The sequence below is a fragment of the Cupriavidus gilardii genome (assembly GCF_008801915.1).
Classification (GTDB): Bacteria; Pseudomonadota; Gammaproteobacteria; order Burkholderiales; family Burkholderiaceae; genus Cupriavidus; species Cupriavidus gilardii.
Genome location: NZ_VZOV01000006.1, coordinates 120,866 through 138,502 on the forward strand (window position 1 = coordinate 120,866; position 17,637 = coordinate 138,502).

General features: G+C 68.0%; 16 protein-coding genes. All 16 read left to right on the forward strand.

The features are described 5' to 3' along the window. Positions 1-23: 23 nt before the first annotated feature. On the forward strand, positions 24-335 hold the full coding sequence (gene sdhD / locus F7Q96_RS10220; protein WP_052511249.1) for a succinate dehydrogenase, hydrophobic membrane anchor protein: 312 nt from the start codon (positions 24-26) through the stop codon (positions 333-335). Between the two features lie 3 nt (positions 336-338). Then, a complete protein-coding gene (gene sdhA / locus F7Q96_RS10225; protein ID WP_053822195.1) occupies positions 339-2,117 on the forward strand; it encodes a succinate dehydrogenase flavoprotein subunit in 1,779 nt (592 codons plus the stop codon). Positions 2,118-2,159: 42 nt separating this feature from the next. Then, positions 2,160-2,861: a succinate dehydrogenase iron-sulfur subunit gene (locus tag F7Q96_RS10230; RefSeq protein ID WP_006578087.1), complete on the forward strand. Its 702-nt coding sequence runs from the start codon at positions 2,160-2,162 to the stop codon at positions 2,859-2,861. A 52-nt stretch (positions 2,862-2,913) separates the two neighbouring features. Further along, entirely contained in the window at positions 2,914-3,198 is a 285-nt protein-coding gene (locus F7Q96_RS10235) for an FAD assembly factor SdhE (RefSeq protein ID WP_053822194.1), read from the forward strand. Positions 3,199-3,240: 42 nt separating this feature from the next. After that, the gene (gltA, locus tag F7Q96_RS10240; protein ID WP_006578089.1) at positions 3,241-4,542 is read left to right on the forward strand and encodes a citrate synthase; all 1,302 of its coding nucleotides are present in this window, start codon (positions 3,241-3,243) and stop codon (positions 4,540-4,542) included. Between the two features lie 199 nt (positions 4,543-4,741). Next, positions 4,742-6,541: a methyl-accepting chemotaxis protein gene (locus tag F7Q96_RS10245; protein ID WP_151022591.1), complete on the forward strand. Its 1,800-nt coding sequence runs from the start codon at positions 4,742-4,744 to the stop codon at positions 6,539-6,541. Between the two features lie 279 nt (positions 6,542-6,820). Next, complete coding sequence (gene leuC, locus F7Q96_RS10250; RefSeq protein ID WP_053822192.1) at positions 6,821-8,230, forward strand: 3-isopropylmalate dehydratase large subunit; 1,410 nt, start codon at positions 6,821-6,823, stop codon at positions 8,228-8,230. A gap of 33 nt (positions 8,231-8,263) precedes the next feature. Then, positions 8,264-8,914 carry a 3-isopropylmalate dehydratase small subunit gene (leuD, locus tag F7Q96_RS10255; RefSeq protein WP_023263465.1) on the forward strand — a complete coding sequence of 217 codons (651 nt, stop codon included), beginning with the start codon at positions 8,264-8,266 and terminating at the stop codon, positions 8,912-8,914. A gap of 82 nt (positions 8,915-8,996) precedes the next feature. After that, complete coding sequence (gene leuB / locus F7Q96_RS10260; RefSeq protein ID WP_053822191.1) at positions 8,997-10,064, forward strand: 3-isopropylmalate dehydrogenase; 1,068 nt, start codon at positions 8,997-8,999, stop codon at positions 10,062-10,064. 218 nt (positions 10,065-10,282) lie between these two features. After that, complete coding sequence (locus F7Q96_RS27380; protein ID WP_257720530.1) at positions 10,283-10,417, forward strand: hypothetical protein; 135 nt, start codon at positions 10,283-10,285, stop codon at positions 10,415-10,417. An 89-nt stretch (positions 10,418-10,506) separates the two neighbouring features. Next, a complete protein-coding gene (gene asd / locus F7Q96_RS10265; RefSeq protein ID WP_006578096.1) occupies positions 10,507-11,643 on the forward strand; it encodes an aspartate-semialdehyde dehydrogenase in 1,137 nt (378 codons plus the stop codon). 301 nt (positions 11,644-11,944) lie between these two features. Further along, complete coding sequence (locus F7Q96_RS10270; RefSeq protein ID WP_151022593.1) at positions 11,945-13,768, forward strand: type IV pilus assembly protein FimV; 1,824 nt, start codon at positions 11,945-11,947, stop codon at positions 13,766-13,768. Positions 13,769-13,778: 10 nt separating this feature from the next. After that, entirely contained in the window at positions 13,779-14,603 is an 825-nt protein-coding gene (gene truA, locus F7Q96_RS10275) for a tRNA pseudouridine(38-40) synthase TruA (protein WP_151022595.1), read from the forward strand. Beyond that, positions 14,587-15,339: a phosphoribosylanthranilate isomerase gene (locus tag F7Q96_RS10280; protein WP_053822189.1), complete on the forward strand. Its 753-nt coding sequence runs from the start codon at positions 14,587-14,589 to the stop codon at positions 15,337-15,339. Before truA ends, F7Q96_RS10280 begins: the two co-directional genes overlap by 17 nt. Positions 15,340-15,453: 114 nt before the next feature. Continuing rightward, positions 15,454-16,647 (forward strand): tryptophan synthase subunit beta, encoded by a 1,194-nt coding sequence (gene trpB / locus F7Q96_RS10285; protein WP_053822188.1) that lies wholly within the window; start codon positions 15,454-15,456, stop codon positions 16,645-16,647. Further along, positions 16,647-17,636 (forward strand): DNA-methyltransferase, encoded by a 990-nt coding sequence (locus F7Q96_RS10290; RefSeq protein ID WP_082371507.1) that lies wholly within the window; start codon positions 16,647-16,649, stop codon positions 17,634-17,636. The genes trpB and F7Q96_RS10290 overlap by 1 nt, the downstream gene beginning before the upstream one ends. Position 17,637: the final 1 nt, after the last annotated feature.

Below are 17,637 nucleotides of genomic sequence, written 5' to 3' on the forward strand. Positions count from 1 at the left end.
TGGTCGTCGGTGCCCACTACGGCATGAAGGAATGGCTGGTCCAACGCGTGACCGCCGTGGTGATGGTGATCTACACCGTCGTGCTGGCGGTGGCGTTCCTGTTGTCGAACGGTGCCTCGTATGAGGGCTGGGCAGGCCTGTTCGCCAATCAATGGATGAAGATCCTGACGTTCGTCACGATCCTGTCGCTGCTCTATCACGCCTGGATCGGCGTGCGCGACATCTGGATGGACTATGTGAAGCCGATGGCGGTTCGCCTCGTGCTGCAAGTTCTTACGATTCTGTGGCTCGTCGGATGCGCGGGCTACGCTGCTCAGATTCTCTGGAGGGTGTAATTCATGGTCGCAGTCAAGACTGGATTGCCGCGTCGGCGCTTTGACGTGGTCATCGTCGGGGCGGGCGGCGCCGGGATGCGCGCATCCCTCCAGCTCGCGGAAGCCGGCCTGAACGTCGCCGTGCTTTCCAAGGTGTTCCCCACGCGCTCGCACACGGTGGCGGCGCAGGGCGGCATCGGTGCCTCGCTCGGCAACATGAGCGAGGACAACTGGCACTATCACTTCTACGACACGGTCAAGGGCTCGGACTGGCTGGGCGACCAGGACGCCATCGAGTTCATGTGCCGTGAAGCGCCGAAGGTGGTCTACGAGCTCGAACACTTCGGCATGCCGTTCGACCGCAACCCCGACGGCACGATCTACCAGCGTCCGTTCGGCGGCCACACCGCCAACTACGGCGAGAAGCCGGTGCAGCGTGCCTGCGCCGCGGCCGACCGTACCGGCCACGCGCTGCTGCACACGCTGTACCAGCGCAATGTCCGCGCCAAGACCCACTTCTTCGTCGAATGGATGGCGCTGGACCTGATCCGCGACCAGGACGGCGATGTGCTGGGCGTGACCGCGCTGGAAATGGAAACCGGCGAGGTCTACATCCTCGAGGCCAAGACCACGCTGTTCGCCACTGGCGGTGCCGGCCGCATCTACGCCGCGTCGACCAACGCCTTCATCAATACCGGTGACGGCCTCGGCATGGCGGCGCGCGCGGGCGTGCCGCTGGAAGACATGGAGTTCTGGCAGTTCCACCCGACCGGCGTGGCCGGCGCGGGCGTGCTGATCACCGAAGGCGTGCGCGGCGAAGGCGGCATCCTGCGCAACAAGGACGGCGAGCGCTTCATGGAGCGCTACGCGCCGACGCTGAAGGACCTGGCGCCGCGCGACTTCGTCTCGCGCTCGATGGACCAGGAAATCAAGGAAGGCCGCGGCTGCGGCCCGAACGGCGACTACGTGCTGCTCGACCTGACCCACGTCGGCGCCGAGAAGATCATGAAGCGCCTGCCGTCGATCCGCGAGATCGGCCTGAAGTTCGCCAACGTCGACGCGATCAAGGAACCGATCCCGGTCGTGCCGACCATCCACTACCAGATGGGCGGCATTCCGACCAACTACTACGGCCAGGTGGTGGTGCCGAAGAACGGCAACCCGAACGAGGTCGTCAACGGCTTCTACGCGATCGGCGAATGCTCGTGCGTGTCGGTGCACGGCGCCAACCGCCTGGGCACCAACTCGCTGCTGGACCTGGTGGTGTTCGGCCGCGCCGCCGGCAACCACATCATCTCGACCGCGCTCAAGCAGAAGGAACACAAGCCGCTGCCGGCCGACGCCGCCGACCGCGCGCTGTCGCGCCTCGCGAAGCTGCAGTCGTCCTCGTCGGGCGAGTATGCGCAGGACGTCGCCAACGACATCCGCCGCAACATGCAGTCGCACGCCGGCGTGTTCCGCACGCAGAAGCTGATGGACGAAGGCGTGCAGCGCATCCTGGAAGTGGCCGAGCGCGCCGACAGCATCCACCTGAAGGACAAGTCGAAGGTGTTCAACACCGCGCTGGTCGAGGCGCTGGAAGTGGCCAACCTGGTCGAAGTGGCCAAGGCCACGATGATCTCGGCGGCGGCCCGCAAGGAATCGCGCGGCGCCCACGCCCACAGCGACTTCCCGACCCGCGACGACGAGAACTGGCTCAAGCACTCGCTGTTCTACAGCGAAGGCAACCGTCTCGACTACAAGCCGGTCAAGATGCAGCCGCTGACGGTGGAGAGCGTTCCGCCCAAGGCCCGCACCTTCTAAGCACCGCGTAGGCGACTACAGACGACTACAGGACCCACAGAAATGAAGCGTATTTTCGAAGTCTACCGCTACGATCCGGACAAGGACGCGGCGCCCCGCATGCAGACCTACGAGGTCGAGCTCGACGGTCACGAACGCATGCTGCTCGATGCCCTGGTCAAGCTGAAGAAGCTCGACGAGAGCATCTCGTTCCGCCGCTCCTGCCGCGAAGGCGTGTGCGGTTCGGACGCGATGAACATCAACGGCAAGAACGGCCTGGCGTGCCTGACCAACATGCGCGAGCTGCCGGACCGCATCGTGCTGCGTCCGCTGCCGGGCCTGCCCGTCGTGCGCGACCTGATCGTCGACATGACGCAGTTCTTCAAGCAGTACCACTCGATCAAGCCGTTCCTGATCAACGACGAGCCGCCCCCCGAGAAGGAGCGCCTGCAGACGCCGGAAGAGCGCGACGAGCTTGACGGCCTGTACGAGTGTATTCTGTGCGCGAGCTGCTCGACCTCGTGCCCGTCGTTCTGGTGGAACCCGGACAAGTTCGTCGGCCCGGCCGGCCTGCTGCAGGCTTACCGCTTCATCGCCGACAGCCGCGACCAGGCCACCGGCCAGCGTCTGGACGACCTGAACGACCCGTATCGCCTGTTCCGCTGCCACACCATCATGAACTGCGTGGATGTGTGCCCGAAGGGACTGAATCCGACCAAGGCGATCGGCAAGATTCGGGAATTGATGGTTCGCCGCGCGGTCTGAACCTGCTGGACCGGACGACGCCGCGCGGCGTCGTCCGTGAAGGCCAAGCCATATGACGGATCACCCCACCCCTTTCTCCCATCAGGCCGACCCGCACAAGCGGGCGCGACTGCGCTGGCGCGCGCGCCGCGGCCTGCTGGAGAACGACATCATCGTCGAACGTTTTTTCAACCGTTACGAGGAGAGCCTGTCCGACGAGGACGTGGCATCGCTGAGCCAGCTGCTCGAGCTCAGCGACAACGAGTTGATGGACCTGCTGCTTGCCCGCAAGGAGCTGGACGGTGAGCTCGACACGCCGCCGATGCGCAAGCTGCTTGGCCTGCTGCGCTCGGTGTGAGTTTGGTCAACACTATTATTCTTAGCATTTGAAGGAACCGACATGACGCCGTCCGATGTGAAAGCCACGCTATCGTTCTCCGATGGGTCCCCCAGCGTCGAGCTGCCGATCTACAAGGGTACCGTCGGCCCGGACGTGATCGACATCCGCAAGCTGTACGGCCAGACCGGCAAGTTCACCTACGACCCGGGTTTCATGTCGACGGCCTCCTGCAATTCCCGCATCACCTATATCGACGGTGACAAGGGCGAACTGCTGTACCGCGGCTATCCGATCGAGCAACTGGCCGAGAAGTGCGACTTCCTCGAAGTCTGCTACCTGCTGCTCAAGGGCGAACTGCCCAACGCCAAGCAGAAGGAAGAATTCGTCGGCCGCGTGATGAACCACACGATGGTTCACGAGCAGATGCAGTTCTTCATGCGGGGCTTCCGCCGCGACGCGCACCCGATGGCCGTGCTGACCGGCCTGGTGGGCGGCATGTCCGCGTTCTATCACGACGCGATGGACATCAACGATCCGCACCAGCGCGAAATCTCGGCGATCCGCCTGATCGCCAAGATGCCGACTCTGGTCGCGATGTCCTACAAGTACAACATCGGCCAGCCGTACATCTACCCGCAGAACGACCTGTCGTACACCGGCAACTTCATGCGCATGATGTTCGCCACGCCGTGCGCGCCGTTCCAGGTCAACCCGGTGCTCGAGCGCGCGCTGGACCGCATCTTCATCCTGCATGCCGACCACGAGCAGAACGCGTCGACCTCGACCGTGCGCCTGGCCGGTTCGTCGGGCACCAACCCGTTCGCGGCGATCGCCTCGGGCGTGGCCTGCCTGTGGGGCCCGGCTCACGGCGGCGCCAACGAAGCGGCGCTGAACATGCTGGAAGAGATCGGCAGCGTCGACAACATCGGCGAGTTCATCAAGCAGGTCAAGGACAAGAACTCGGGCGTGCGCCTGATGGGCTTCGGCCACCGCGTCTACAAGAACTACGACCCGCGCGCCAAGCTGATGCGCGAGACCTGCCACGAGGTGCTCAACGAGCTGGGCCTGCACAACGACCCGCTGTTCAAGCTGGCGATGGAGCTGGAAAAGATCGCGCTGGAAGACGAGTACTTCGTCAGCCGCAAGCTGTACCCGAATGTCGACTTCTACTCGGGCATCGTGCAGCGCGCGCTGGGCATCCCGACCTCGATGTTCACCTGCATCTTTGCGCTGGCCCGCACCGTGGGCTGGATCTCGCAGTGGGAAGAGATGATCACCGATCCGGAGTACAAGATCGGCCGTCCGCGTCAGCTGTTCAACGGCGCCGCGACCCGCGACGTGCCGGAGATGGGCAAGCGCTGATCCGCGCCTTTCCTCCCGCGCCGAAGAACGCCCCGTGCCCCGCACGGGGCGTTTTTTTTGCGCCGAACTTGCTCCGCGGATTTCTGAACGGGGATTTGCCCCTACTGATTTGTCCCTACTCAACCCCTTCGTCCGGCGCGCCGTAAATCGATGCAGCAATCGTCTGCTTCCGGCCCATAAAAAGAGAAGGGGTATTCACATGTTTGCCTCGCTGCGCGCGCGCATCGTTGGATTTTCGGTGGCCATCGTCGTCGTCGCGCTGGTCTGCAACGCCCTGGTCAATCATCTGGTTGCCTCCCGCTACAACGACGAAGCCATCCGCAACAACTTGCGCGCGGTGCAGGCCGGCCATGTCGATGCGATCGCCGAATGGGTGTCCGCCCACACGGCGAGCATGGCCGCGCTGCACGAGGCCGCGCTGCAGGACGACCCGGGTCCGGTGCTGAAGCTGATCGTCGAGGCTGGCGGGTTTCTGAACACCTTCGTCGGCTACCCCGACAAACGCCACCATTTTTCCAATCCCGAGAGCGTCAAGCCGGGCTTCGACCCGACCTCGCGGCCGTGGTACAAGCTCGCCTCGGCCGCGGGCAAGCCGGTGGTTACCCCGCCTTATGTGTCGGCCAGTACCGGCAAGATGGTGGTGACGTTCGCGGTGCCGATCATCCGCGACGGCAGCCTGCGGGCGGTGGTCGGCGGCAATGTGCCGATGGACGGCGTCGTCGAGAACGTGCGTTCGATCCATCCGACCCCGAGCAGCTTCGGCATCCTGGTGGCGCGCAACGGCCAGATCGTCGCGTATGGCGAGGACAAGCTGATGCTCAAGCCGATCGGCGAACTGATTCCCGGCCTGGACGGCGACAAGCTGGCCGCGCAACTGGGCATCGACACGCCGATGGAGGTGATGGTCGGCGACGAGGCCAAGCTGCTGGGCGTGACGGCGGTGCCGGGCACCGACTGGATGGCGGTGATCGCGCTGGACAAGGCCGAGGCCACCGCCGGCATGCGCTCGGTGCTGCTCGCCTCGGTGATCTCGCTGGTGGTGGTGGCGCTGGCCGCCGCGCTGATCATGGCGGCCGTCACCGCGGTCTCGTTCCGTCGCCTGTCGTCGATCCGCGATGCGATGGCGGCCATCGGCAGCGGCGACGGCGACCTGACGCGCCGGCTGCCGGCGCAGGGCAAGGACGAGGTGGCGCAGATCGCCGGCGCCTTCAACGCCTTCGCCGACAAGCTGGTCGGCGTGATGCGGCAGATCCGCGATGCCAGCGAGGCCGTGCACGGCGCCGCCAACGAGATCGCCGCCGGCAATGCCGACCTGTCGCGCCGCACCGAATCGGCGGCCGCGAGCCTGCAGCAGACCGCCGCGTCGATGGAGCAGATCACGGCCACCGTCGGGCAGTCGGAGGCCTCGGCCCGCGCCGCCGAGCGCTCTTCGGTCCAGGCCAAGCAGGTCGCCGACGAGGGCGGCCACGCGATCCAGGCCGCGGTGCAGACCATGGGCGACGTGCAGCAGGCGGCGGTCAAGGTGTCGGACATCACCGGCGTGATCGACGGCATCGCGTTCCAGACCAATATCCTCGCGCTGAATGCGGCCGTGGAAGCGGCGCGCGCCGGCGAGCAGGGGCGGGGCTTCGCGGTGGTGGCGGGCGAGGTGCGCTCGCTGGCGCAGCGCAGCTCGCAGGCGGCAAGGGAGATCAAGACACTGATCGAGTCGACGGTCAGCAGCGTCAACGCGGGCTCCGAGCAGGTGGAGCGCAGCGGCAGCACCATGCGCGAGATCGTCGGCAACGTGAACAGCGTGTCGCAGGTGATCTCGGAAATCCTGCATGCGGCGCAGGAGCAGACGCGCGGCATCCAGGAGGTCAACGCCGCGGTGGGGCAGCTCGACCAGATGGTCCAGCAGAACGCGGCACTGGTGGAAGAGTCGACCGCGGCGGCGGCGATGCTGCAGGACCAGGCGGGCCGGCTGGCCGGCGTGGTGCGGACTTTCCGGCTCGATTGAAGGGGGCCGGGGGCGGCCTGCGCGGCGCCTTGTCGACGAAAACGCCGCGAAAAAACGGCGTTTTCGCCATCCGCGAAATCCCCCTTTCGCCAATCACATTACATCGGCGCCGGCGGCAAACCCTTGTTTCGCCGGGCTTTCCGGCATAATTCCCCCCGAAGTCAAGCAAACGCAGCCACGCAGCCCCGCGCTGCCTTCGACGCTGCGAAGACCTCCTCCCCGCAACTTCTATCAGCGGTGCCGGCCCGCTTCGGCGAGGCTGTCGCCGCCCCCCGCGACATGGCCAAGACGCTCTACGACAAACTCTGGGACGACCATACCGTGCACGTCGAGGAAGACGGCACCACGCTGCTCTATATCGACCGGCACCTGCTGCACGAGGTGACCAGCCCGCAGGCGTTCGAAGGGCTGAAGCTGGCCGAGCGGCCGGTGTGGCGCATCAGCGCGAACCTGGCGGTGTCGGACCACAACGTGCCGACCACCGACCGCAGCCACGGCATCGCCGACCCGATCTCGAAGCTGCAGGTCGACACGCTGGACGCCAACTGCGACGCCTACGGCATCACGCAGTTCAAGATGAACGATCATCGCCAGGGCATCGTGCACGTGATCGGACCGGAGCAGGGCGCGACGCTGCCGGGCATGACGGTGGTCTGCGGCGACTCGCACACCAGCACGCACGGCGCCTTCGGCGCGCTGGCGCACGGCATCGGCACCTCCGAGGTCGAGCACGTGCTGGCCACGCAGACGCTGCTGGGCAAGAAGGCGAAGAACATGCTGGTCAAGGTCGAGGGCAAGCTGCCGCGCGGCTGCACCGCGAAGGACATCGTGCTGGCGATCATCGGCAAGATCGGCACCGCGGGCGGCACCGGCTACACGATCGAGTTCGCCGGCTCGGCGATCCGCGACCTGACGATGGAAGGGCGCATGACCGTCTGCAACATGGCGATCGAAGCGGGCGCGCGCGCCGGCCTGATCGCCGTCGACGACGTCACGCTGGAATACGTCAAGGGCCGCCCCTACGCGCCGCAGGGCGCCGAGTGGGAGCAGGCGGTCGCCTACTGGCGCACGCTGCATTCGGACCCGGGCGCGCATTTCGACCGCGTGGTCGAGCTGCGTGCCGAGGAAGTGCGTCCGCAGGTCACCTGGGGCACCTCGCCCGAGATGGTGATCAGCATCGAGGACCGCATTCCCGATCCCGACAAGGAGAAGGATCCGAACAAGCGCAACGCGATCGAACGCGCGCTGCAGTACATGGGCCTGCAGCCGAACGTGCCGATCCAGGACGTGCGCATCGACAAGGTCTTCATCGGCTCGTGCACCAACAGCCGGATCGAGGACATGCGCGCCGCCGCCTGGGTGGTGCAGAAGCTGGGCCGCCGCATCGCCTCGAACGTCAAGCTGGCGATGGTGGTGCCGGGCTCGGGCCTGGTCAAGGAGCAGGCCGAGCGCGAAGGGCTGGACAAGGTCTTCAAGGCCGCCGGCTTCGAATGGCGCGAGCCGGGCTGCTCGATGTGCCTGGCGATGAATGCCGACCGGCTCGATCCGGGCGAGCGCTGCGCCTCGACCTCGAACCGCAACTTCGAGGGCCGGCAGGGCGCCGGCGGCCGCACGCATCTGGTCAGCCCGGCGATGGCCGCGGCGGCCGCGATCGAAGGCCATTTTGTCGATATCCGCCAGCTCGGCTGACGCCTCGCCGACCCCGGAACCAAGGACGAGACCATGGAAAAGTTCACTGTACACAAGGGCCTGGTGGCGCCGCTCGATCGCGCCAACGTCGATACCGACGCGATCATCCCCAAGCAATTCCTCAAGTCGATCAAGCGCACCGGATTCGGTCCGAACCTGTTCGACGAATGGCGCTATCTCGATGTCGGCCAGCCGGGCCAGGACAACAGCAAGCGCCCGCTGAACCCGGACTTCGTGCTGAACCAGCCGCGCTACCAGGGCGCGTCGATCCTGCTGGCGCGCGACAACTTCGGCTGCGGCAGCTCGCGCGAGCACGCGCCGTGGGCGCTGACGCAGTACGGTTTCCGCGCGGTGATCGCGCCGAGCTTCGCCGACATCTTCTTCAACAACTGCTACAAGAACGGCCTGCTGCCGGTGGTGCTGACCGAGGCCCAGGTCGACCAGCTGTTCAACGAGACCAATGCCTTCAACGGCTACCAGCTGACCATCGACCTGGAGCGCCAGGCCGTGATCACGCCGTCGGGCGCCGGCTTCGAGTTCGACATCGCGCCGTTCCGCAAGTACTGCATGCTGAACGGCTTCGACGATATCGGCCTGACGCTGCGCCACGCGGACAAGATCCGCGCGTTCGAGGCCGAGCGCGTGGCGAAGATGCCGTGGCTGAACCACCGGCTGGTCGGCTGACGCCGGCGTAGCACCGCGCAGCGCGCTGCCTGCATTGCAGGCGAACCGCAACGAACCGAAACGACAACAAGGCAAACACAGCATGAAGATCGCAGTCCTGCCGGGCGACGGCATCGGCCCCGAGATCGTCGAACAGGCCGTCAAGGTCCTGAACGCGCTCGACGAGAAGTTCGAGATGGAAACCGCGCCGGTGGGCGGCGCCGGTTACGAGGCCAAGGGCCATCCGCTGCCCGAGGAGACGCTGAAGCTCGCGCAGCAGGCCGACGCGATCCTGTTCGGCGCGGTGGGCGACTGGAAGTACGACAGCCTGGAGCGCGCGCTGCGCCCCGAGCAGGCGATCCTGGGCCTGCGCAAGCATCTGCAGCTGTTCGCCAACTTCCGCCCGGCGATCTGCTATCCCGAGCTGACCGGCGCCTCGAGCCTGAAGCCGGAGCTGGTCGCGGGCCTGGACATCCTGATCGTGCGCGAGCTGAACGGCGACATCTACTTCGGCCAGCCGCGCGGCGTGCGCACGGCGACCGACGGGCTGTTCCCCGGCGCGCGCGAGGGCTTCGACACGATGCGCTACAGCGAGCCGGAAATCCGCCGCATCGCCCACGTCGCGTTCCAGGCCGCGGCCAAGCGCGGCAAGAAGCTGTGCAGCGTCGACAAGGCCAACGTGCTGGAGACCTTCCAGTTCTGGAAGGACATCATGATCGAGGTGTCGAAGGAATATCCGGACGTCGAGCTGTCGCACATGTACGTCGACAACGCCGCGATGCAGCTGGTCAAGGCGCCCAAGAGCTTCGACGTGATCGTCACCGGCAACATGTTCGGCGACATCCTGTCGGACGAGGCCGCGATGCTGACGGGCTCGATCGGCATGCTGCCGTCGGCGTCACTGGACGCCAACAACAAGGGCCTGTACGAGCCCTCGCACGGCTCGGCGCCGGACATCGCCGGCAAGGGCGTCGCCAACCCGCTGGCGACCATCCTGTCGGCCGCGATGATGCTGCGCTATTCGCTGAACAAGGCCGAGCAGGCCGACCGCATCGAAAACGCCGTCAAGACCGTGCTGGCCCAGGGCTACCGCACCGCGGACATCCTGACGCCGGGCTGCAGGCAGGTCGGCACCCGCGAGATGGGCGAGGCGGTGCTGGCGGCGCTGTAAGGAATCCGGGCGCGGGTTGCCCTCGCCCCGACCGTCTTCCGCGGGCGGGAGAGGGAGCACTCCAGCGGCACGCATCGATGCCTGCGGTGTTCTCTCCGCTGCCGCGCGCGGCAGAGGGACCGGGAGGGGGCGGGGGAGAGCGGGCCAGGGGAGAGGAGCAGCCCCCGACCCTCGCCACAGCCCCAGCCCAACCCCGCAAAATCGTGTAGACTGCGCCGATGCCCCGAATCGCCCGATTCCTCCCGACGGAAATTGCCTCGCCGGCCGCTTTGCGCGCCACGGCGGGCGCGGGTGCGCGCGGCGCCATCACCGCAACGACGATTAAAACCATTATCAAAACCACGATCGCCTAGATCGTTCGTCGTGCCTGCCCGTCTTCCCCGCGCAGCCACGCCGGGCGAGGAAAATGCGGGGAAGTTTTCAATCACATCCGAGGTTAGTCATGATTGTAGGTCTCGTCGGTTGGCGAGGAATGGTCGGCAGCGTGCTGATGCAACGCATGCAGGAAGAGCGCGACTTCGACCATATCGAGCCGGTTTTCTTCAGCACGTCCAACGCAGGCGGCAAGGCGCCGGCGATGGCCAAGAACGAAACCACGCTGCAGGACGCCAACGACATCGAAGCGCTCAAGCGCTGCGACGTCGTGCTGACCGCCCAGGGCGGGGACTACACCAACGAGGTCTTCCCGAAGCTGCGGGCCGCCGGCTGGAAGGGCTACTGGATCGACGCGGCCTCGTCGCTGCGGATGAAGGACGACGCGATCATCGTGCTCGATCCGGTCAACCAGGGTGTGATCAAGGACGCGCTGTCCAAGGGCGTCAAGAATTTCATCGGTGGCAACTGCACGGTCAGCTGCATGCTGATGGGCCTGGGCGGGCTGTTCCAGCACGACCTGGTCGAGTGGATGACCTCGATGACCTACCAGGCCGCCTCGGGCGGTGGCGCCCAGCACATGCGCGAGCTGCTGACCCAGTTCGGCACGCTGAACGCCGCGGTCAAGCCGCTGCTGGATGACCCGGCCTCGGCGATCCTGGAAATCGACCGCACCATCCTGGCGACCCAGCACGGCCTGTCCGCCGACGAAACCAAGCAGTTCGGCGTGCCGCTGGCCGGCAACCTGATTCCCTGGATCGACAAGGACCTGGGCAATGGCGTGTCGCGCGAGGAATGGAAGGGCGGCGCCGAGACCAACAAGATCCTGGGCCGCGGCGACGGTTTCCTCGGCGCCACCGGCGCCACGCCGATCGCGGTCGACGGGCTGTGCGTGCGCATCGGCGCGATGCGCTGCCACTCGCAGGCGCTGACCATCAAGCTGCGCCGCGACGTGCCGCTGGACGAGATCGAAGGCATGCTGGCCGCCCATAACCCGTGGGCCAAGGTCGTGCCGAACACCCGCGAAGCCAGCATGACCGACCTGACGCCGGCCGCCGTGACCGGCACGCTGACGATCCCGGTCGGCCGCCTGCGCAAGATGCAGATGGGCGGCGAATACCTGTCGGCGTTCACCGTCGGCGACCAGCTGCTGTGGGGCGCCGCCGAACCGCTGCGCCGCATGCTGCGGATCCTGATCGAGAGCTGATCGCTTGCCGATCGGCTGACGTGGCGTTGCGGCGAGCCGACATCCTGGCCGCCGCGCCGCCACCCGCTGGCCAACGACGCCGCGCCGATGCGCGGCGTCGTCGTTTCCGGACATTGTCCGGTCGGGGTCTTGGGTCACAATACCGTGCTTTCGCGCGATCGCCCGTCGAACCCCTACCCCGCATGAGGTACCAGTGAGCCACCATCGCCGCCTCCCCACGACAGAGCACCCACACCGCCCGCCTCGTCCGCACGGCCCAAGCCGGCCGCGCCGCCACGCGCTGGCGGCCGCCGTCCTCGGCGTGCTGCTGAGCCAGGCGCTGCTGCCTGCGCCCGCCGAAGCGGCGTCGCTGGGATCGCTGCAGGTGCGCTCGGCGCAGGGCCAGCCGCTGCAGGCCGAGATCGAGCTGCGCGACGTCGCGGCCGGGGAGGGCGAGGGCTTGACGCTGGCGCTGGCCTCGCCCCAGGCCTATGCGGCGGCGGGACTGACCTATCCGGCGGGGGCCGGCGGGCTGCAGATCCAGCTGGCGCGCAACGCCGACGGCCGCCATGTGGCCCTGCTGCGCTCGGCGCAGCCGATCGGCGAGAACTTCATCGATCTGCTGCTGGAGCTGCGCGGGCCGGGCGGGGCGACGGGGACGGGCGGGGCGATCGGGACGTCTGCCACGACAACGCGGGCCTACACCGTGCTGCTGGCCGCGCCACCGGCCGATCCCGCCATCGCGGCGCAGCCCGACACCGGCGCAGCGCCGCTGGTGCAGGCCGCCACGCCGGAGCCGGCCGCGCCGGCGGCCGCCACTGCCGTGGAGCAGCGGCCCGCGGCCGCGAACTCCGCAGCAAAGCCGGCCACGAAGCCGGCCACAACGCCGCCCGCGGTGGCCGGCGGCAGCTACACGGTCCGCCGCGGCGACCATCTGTACGGCATCGCGCGCGAACTGGTGCAGCAGCGCGACGCCGTCTCCCTCGATCAAATGGTGGTCGCGCTGTACCGCGCCAATCGCGACGCCTTCATCGCCGGCAACATGAACCGGCTGAAGGCGGGCGCGGTGCTGTCGCTGCCGTCGGCGCAACAGTCCGGATCGATCGCCGGGCCGGAGGCGCGCCGCGAGATCGTCGCGCATACCCGCGCCTTCGATGCCTACCGCAACCGGCTGGCCGATGCGGCCGCGGCGATGCAGGTGCAGCCGCAGAGCGGCCAGCAGCAGCGCGGGCAGATCACCGCGCGGGTGCGCGACGCCGCCGTGCCGGAGCAGGCCCGCGATGAGCTGCGGCTCAGCAAGCCGGAGGCGGGCGCCGTGGCGCCCAGCGGCGAGACCGCCGAGGCGAAGCTCGCGCGCGAGCGCCAGTTGCGCGAGGCGGAGGAGCGCCTGACGCAGTTGCGCAAGAACGTTGGCGACATGCAGCGCCTGCTCGAGATGAAGAGCGCCGAGCTGGCCAGGCTGGGGCAGGACGGGCAGGGTGCTTCTCAGCCGCAGCCGCAGCCGCAGACGCAGACGCAGACGCAGGCGCAGGGCGCCAGCACGCCGGCGGCCCCCGCCGCGGTCGCATCAGCGACGCAGCCCGCCGCGGCTGCGCCGGCGATGTCCGCAACGGCCGCACCGGCCGCCGCCGCCTCGGCGCCCGCCAATTCGCCGCGGCACGCCTCGTCCTCGTGGTTCGACACGCTGCTGCAGAGCCCCTGGACGCTGCCCGGCGGGGGCCTGGCGATCGCACTGCTGGGCGGCTATGCGCTGTACCGCCGTCAGCGCCGGCCGCTGGCCGGGCAGGCGGGGGCGCCGGCGACGCCGGCCGGCGACGATATCCTGGCCGGTGCGCCGGTCGCGCTGACCGGACTGAGCCTGCCGCTCGACGCCTTCCCGGCGCCCGCCGGCGACCAGCCGATCGCCGCGCCGGCGTCCGCGGCGCAGGCGTTCGCCGAAGTTCCGACAGAGGCTGATGACGGTCAGGACATCGAGCCTGACGAGCCGCACGCCCCGCGCACGACCGCGCCCCGTCCGCTGGCCTTCGACCTCGGCGGAATCTCGCTCGATCTCGATGGCGGCGATGCCGGCAACCGTTCCGCCAAGGGCTCGCCTGATATCATGGCGCCCCCCGATACGTCCCCCGGCACGCCGCCTCGTCCGTGATCCTGCATCCATGACCCGTCTCGCTCTCGGCCTCCACTACGACGGCACCGCCTTCTCCGGCTGGCAGTCGCAGCCGCACCGCAATACCGTGCAGGACGTGCTCGAGGACGCCATCGCGCAGTTCGCCGGCGAGCGGCTGCCGACCACGGTGGCGGGGCGGACCGACGCGGGCGTCCATGCGCTGGGGCAGGTGATCCACCTCGATACCGTGCTGTCGCGCGAGCCGTTCTCGTGGGTGCGCGGCGTCAATGCCTTCCTGCCGCCGACCATCGCGCTGCAATGGGCCAAGCCGGTCGACGAGGCGTTTCACGCGCGCTTCGCCGCGTTCGAGCGGACCTACTACTACGCGCTCTACACCGGCCCGCACCGCGCGCCGCTGGTGCACGGCCGCGCAGGCTACCTGATGCTGCCGCCGGGCAAGCGGCTGGACGTGGAGGCGATGCGCGAGGCTGCCGCCTGCCTGATCGGCGAGCATGATTTCTCGGCCTTCCGCGCCGCCGAATGCCAGGCCAGGTCGCCGGTCAAGACCATGTACGAGATCCGCATCCACGCCGACCGCGACTGGGTGTTCCTGCGTTTTCGCGCCAGCGCCTTCCTGCACCATATGGTGCGCAACCTGATGGGTTGCCTGGTGGCGGTGGGGCGCGGGCGCTATCCCGCCTCGTGGCTGGCCGAGGTGCTGGCTTCGCGCCAGCGCAGCATGGCCGCGCCGACCTTCATGCCGGACGGCCTGTATCTGGCCGGCGTCAGGTATCCTGAGCCCTATGGCATCCCGGCCGCCGATCCGGCCGGCAGCCTGTTTCATGGAGTGTTTGCCGATGCCTTCGCCAACTAGCGTGCCCGGCGCCGAGGCGCAGTTCGTGCCGGTCCGCCCGCGCACCCGCATCAAGATCTGCGGGCTGACTCGCGAGGACGATGTGCGCGCGGCCGTCGATGCCGGCGCCGATGCGATCGGGCTGGTGTTCTATCCCGGCAGCCCGCGCCATGTCGACGTGGCCCGTGCCGCCGCGCTCGCCGAGGCCGCCGGCCCCTTCGTCGCGGTGGTCGGCCTGTTCGTCAATGCCGACGCCGAGGAGGTCGCGCACGTGGCCGAACGCGTGCCGCTGTCGCTGCTGCAGTTCCACGGCGACGAGAGCGCGCAGGACTGCGCGCGCGCCGCCCAGCGCTGCCGGCTGCCGTTCCTGCGCGCCGCGCGCGTGCGTCCCGGCCTCGATTTGGTAGAATTCGGCGATCAATATCGTGACGCCGCGGCCATCCTGCTCGATGCCTTCGTCGAAGGCTATGGCGGCGGCGGTCACGCCTTCGACTGGACCCTGATCCCTCCCGGATGGATTGCGCCTGAACCCGGCACATCACCATGCAACGGCAATCGAACCGCAAGCGCCGCTCCTCGCATCGTTTTGAGTGGTGGGTTGAACGCGCAAAACGTGGCTGGCGCGATTGAGCGCGTGCGCCCCTACGCCGTCGATGTCAGCAGCGGCGTGGAGGCGGCCAAGGGCGTCAAGGATCCCGCCCGCATCGCCGACTTCGTGCGCGCGGTGCGCGCCGCGGATGCCAACCACGCCGCCTGAGCCTGGCGGCCGACCGGCGCCGATGACAGACATCGCGCCGGTCCCGCAAGCCACCCTGTTCCCCTGCCGCGGCCGATCCAACGAGGACGGCCGCGCCACCCGGAAGCCCCACTCATGTACAACCTGCCCGATTCCCGCGGCCACTTCGGCCCCTATGGCGGTACCTTCGTCTCCGAGACCCTGACCTACGCGCTGGACGAATTGCGCGAGGCCTATGCCAACCTGCGCACCGACGCCGAGTTCGAGGCCGAATTCCGGCGTGAGCTCAAGCACTTCGTCGGCCGTCCGTCGCCGATCTATCATGCGCAGCGCTGGAGCGAGACGCTCGGCGGCGCGCAGATCTACTTCAAGCGCGAGGACCTGAACCACACCGGCGCGCACAAGATCAACAACGTGATCGGCCAGGCGCTGCTGGCCCGCAAGATGGGCAAGCCGCGCGTGATCGCCGAGACCGGCGCCGGCCAGCACGGCGTGGCCACCGCGACCATCGCGGCGCGCTTCGGCATGGAGTGCGTGGTCTATATGGGCGCCGAGGACGTCAAGCGCCAGGCCGCCAACGTCTACCGGATGAAGCTGCTGGGCGCCACCGTGGTGCCGGTCGAGAGCGGTTCGAAGACGCTGAAGGATGCGCTGAACGAGGCGATGCGCGACTGGGTCACCAACGTCGAGAACACCTTCTACATCATCGGCACCGTCGCCGGCCCGCACCCGTATCCCGCGATGGTGCGCGATTTCCAGTGCGTGATCGGCGAGGAGGCCAAGGTGCAGATGCCCGAGATGACCGGCCGGCAGCCCGATGCGGTGATCGCCTGCGTCGGCGGCGGCTCCAACGCGATGGGCATCTTCTATCCGTACATCGATCATCAGGACGTCAGGCTGATCGGCGTCGAGGCAGCCGGCGACGGCATCGATACCGGCCGGCACGCGGCCTCGCTGAGCGCCGGTTCGCCCGGCGTGCTGCACGGCAACCGCACCTATCTGCTGCAGGATCCGAACGGGCAGATCATCGAGACGCATTCGGTGTCGGCAGGGCTCGACTATCCGGGCGTCGGTCCCGAGCACGCGTGGCTCAAGGACAGCGGCCGTGCCGAATACGTGTGCATCACCGACGACGAGGCGCTGCGCGCCTTCCACGATTGCTGCCGCATCGAGGGCATCATCCCGGCGCTCGAATCGAGCCATGCGATCGCCTACGCGTGCAAGCTGGCGCCGACGCTGCCCAAGGACAAGCTGCTGCTGGTCAACCTGTCGGGCCGCGGCGACAAGGACATGCACACGGTCGCCGAACGTGCGGGGTTGACGCTCTGATGCGCACGCTTCCCGAAGCCGCACCGGGCGCCGCCGCCTCCGTTGCCGACAAGGCCACGCCGACGGTCGGCGGCGACGCAATCGCGCTGACCGCGGCGCCGGCGCTGCCGGCCCTGCTGTACCAGGAGGACGTGCTCGACGGCGTGCGCCGGCTGGCCGACGGTTCGATCGATCTGGTGGTCGCCGACCCGCCCTATGGGCTCGGCAAGGACTACGGCAACGACTCGGACCGGCTGTCCGGCCAGGCCTATCTGGAATGGTCCGAGCGCTGGATCGACGCGGTGGTGCCCAAGCTGTCGCCGCGCGGCTCGCTGTACCTGTTCTGCACCTGGCAGTACTCGCCCGAGCTGTTCGTGATGCTCAAGCGCCGGCTGACGATGGTCAACGAGATCATCTGGGACCGGCGCGTGCCCAGCATGGGCGGTACCACGCGCAAGTATTCGTCGGTGCACGACAACATCGGCTTCTTCGCCAAGGCCCGCGACTATTACTTCGACCTGGACTCGGTGCGGGTGCCGTACGACGCCGAGACCAAGAAGGCGCGCAGCCGCCCGCGTTTCGAGGGCAAGAAGTGGCTGGAGGTCGGCTACAACCCGAAGGACCTGTGGAGCGTGCCGCGCATCCATCGGCAGGACCCGGAGCGGGCCGACCATCCGACGCAGAAGCCGTTGCAGATCGTCGAGCGGATGGTGCTGTCCAGTTGTCCGCCCGGCGGGCTGGTGCTCGATCCGTTCACCGGCAGCGGCACCACCGCGGTCGCCTGCGCGCGCCACGGGCGCCGCTTCGTCGGCTTCGAGATCAATCCGGCCTATGTCGACGTTGCCCGTGGGCGTGTGGCTTCGGTGATGCCGCTGGCCCGGCCCGATGCGGCGCAGGCGGCGCAAGCCGCCGAAGCCGCCGCCGCCGCTTCGATCGCCGCCGTTCCGTCTACCCCGGCAGCCGCCAACGACGCCGGTCCGGCGGACGCGCTGCCTCATCTCGCATCCTGAC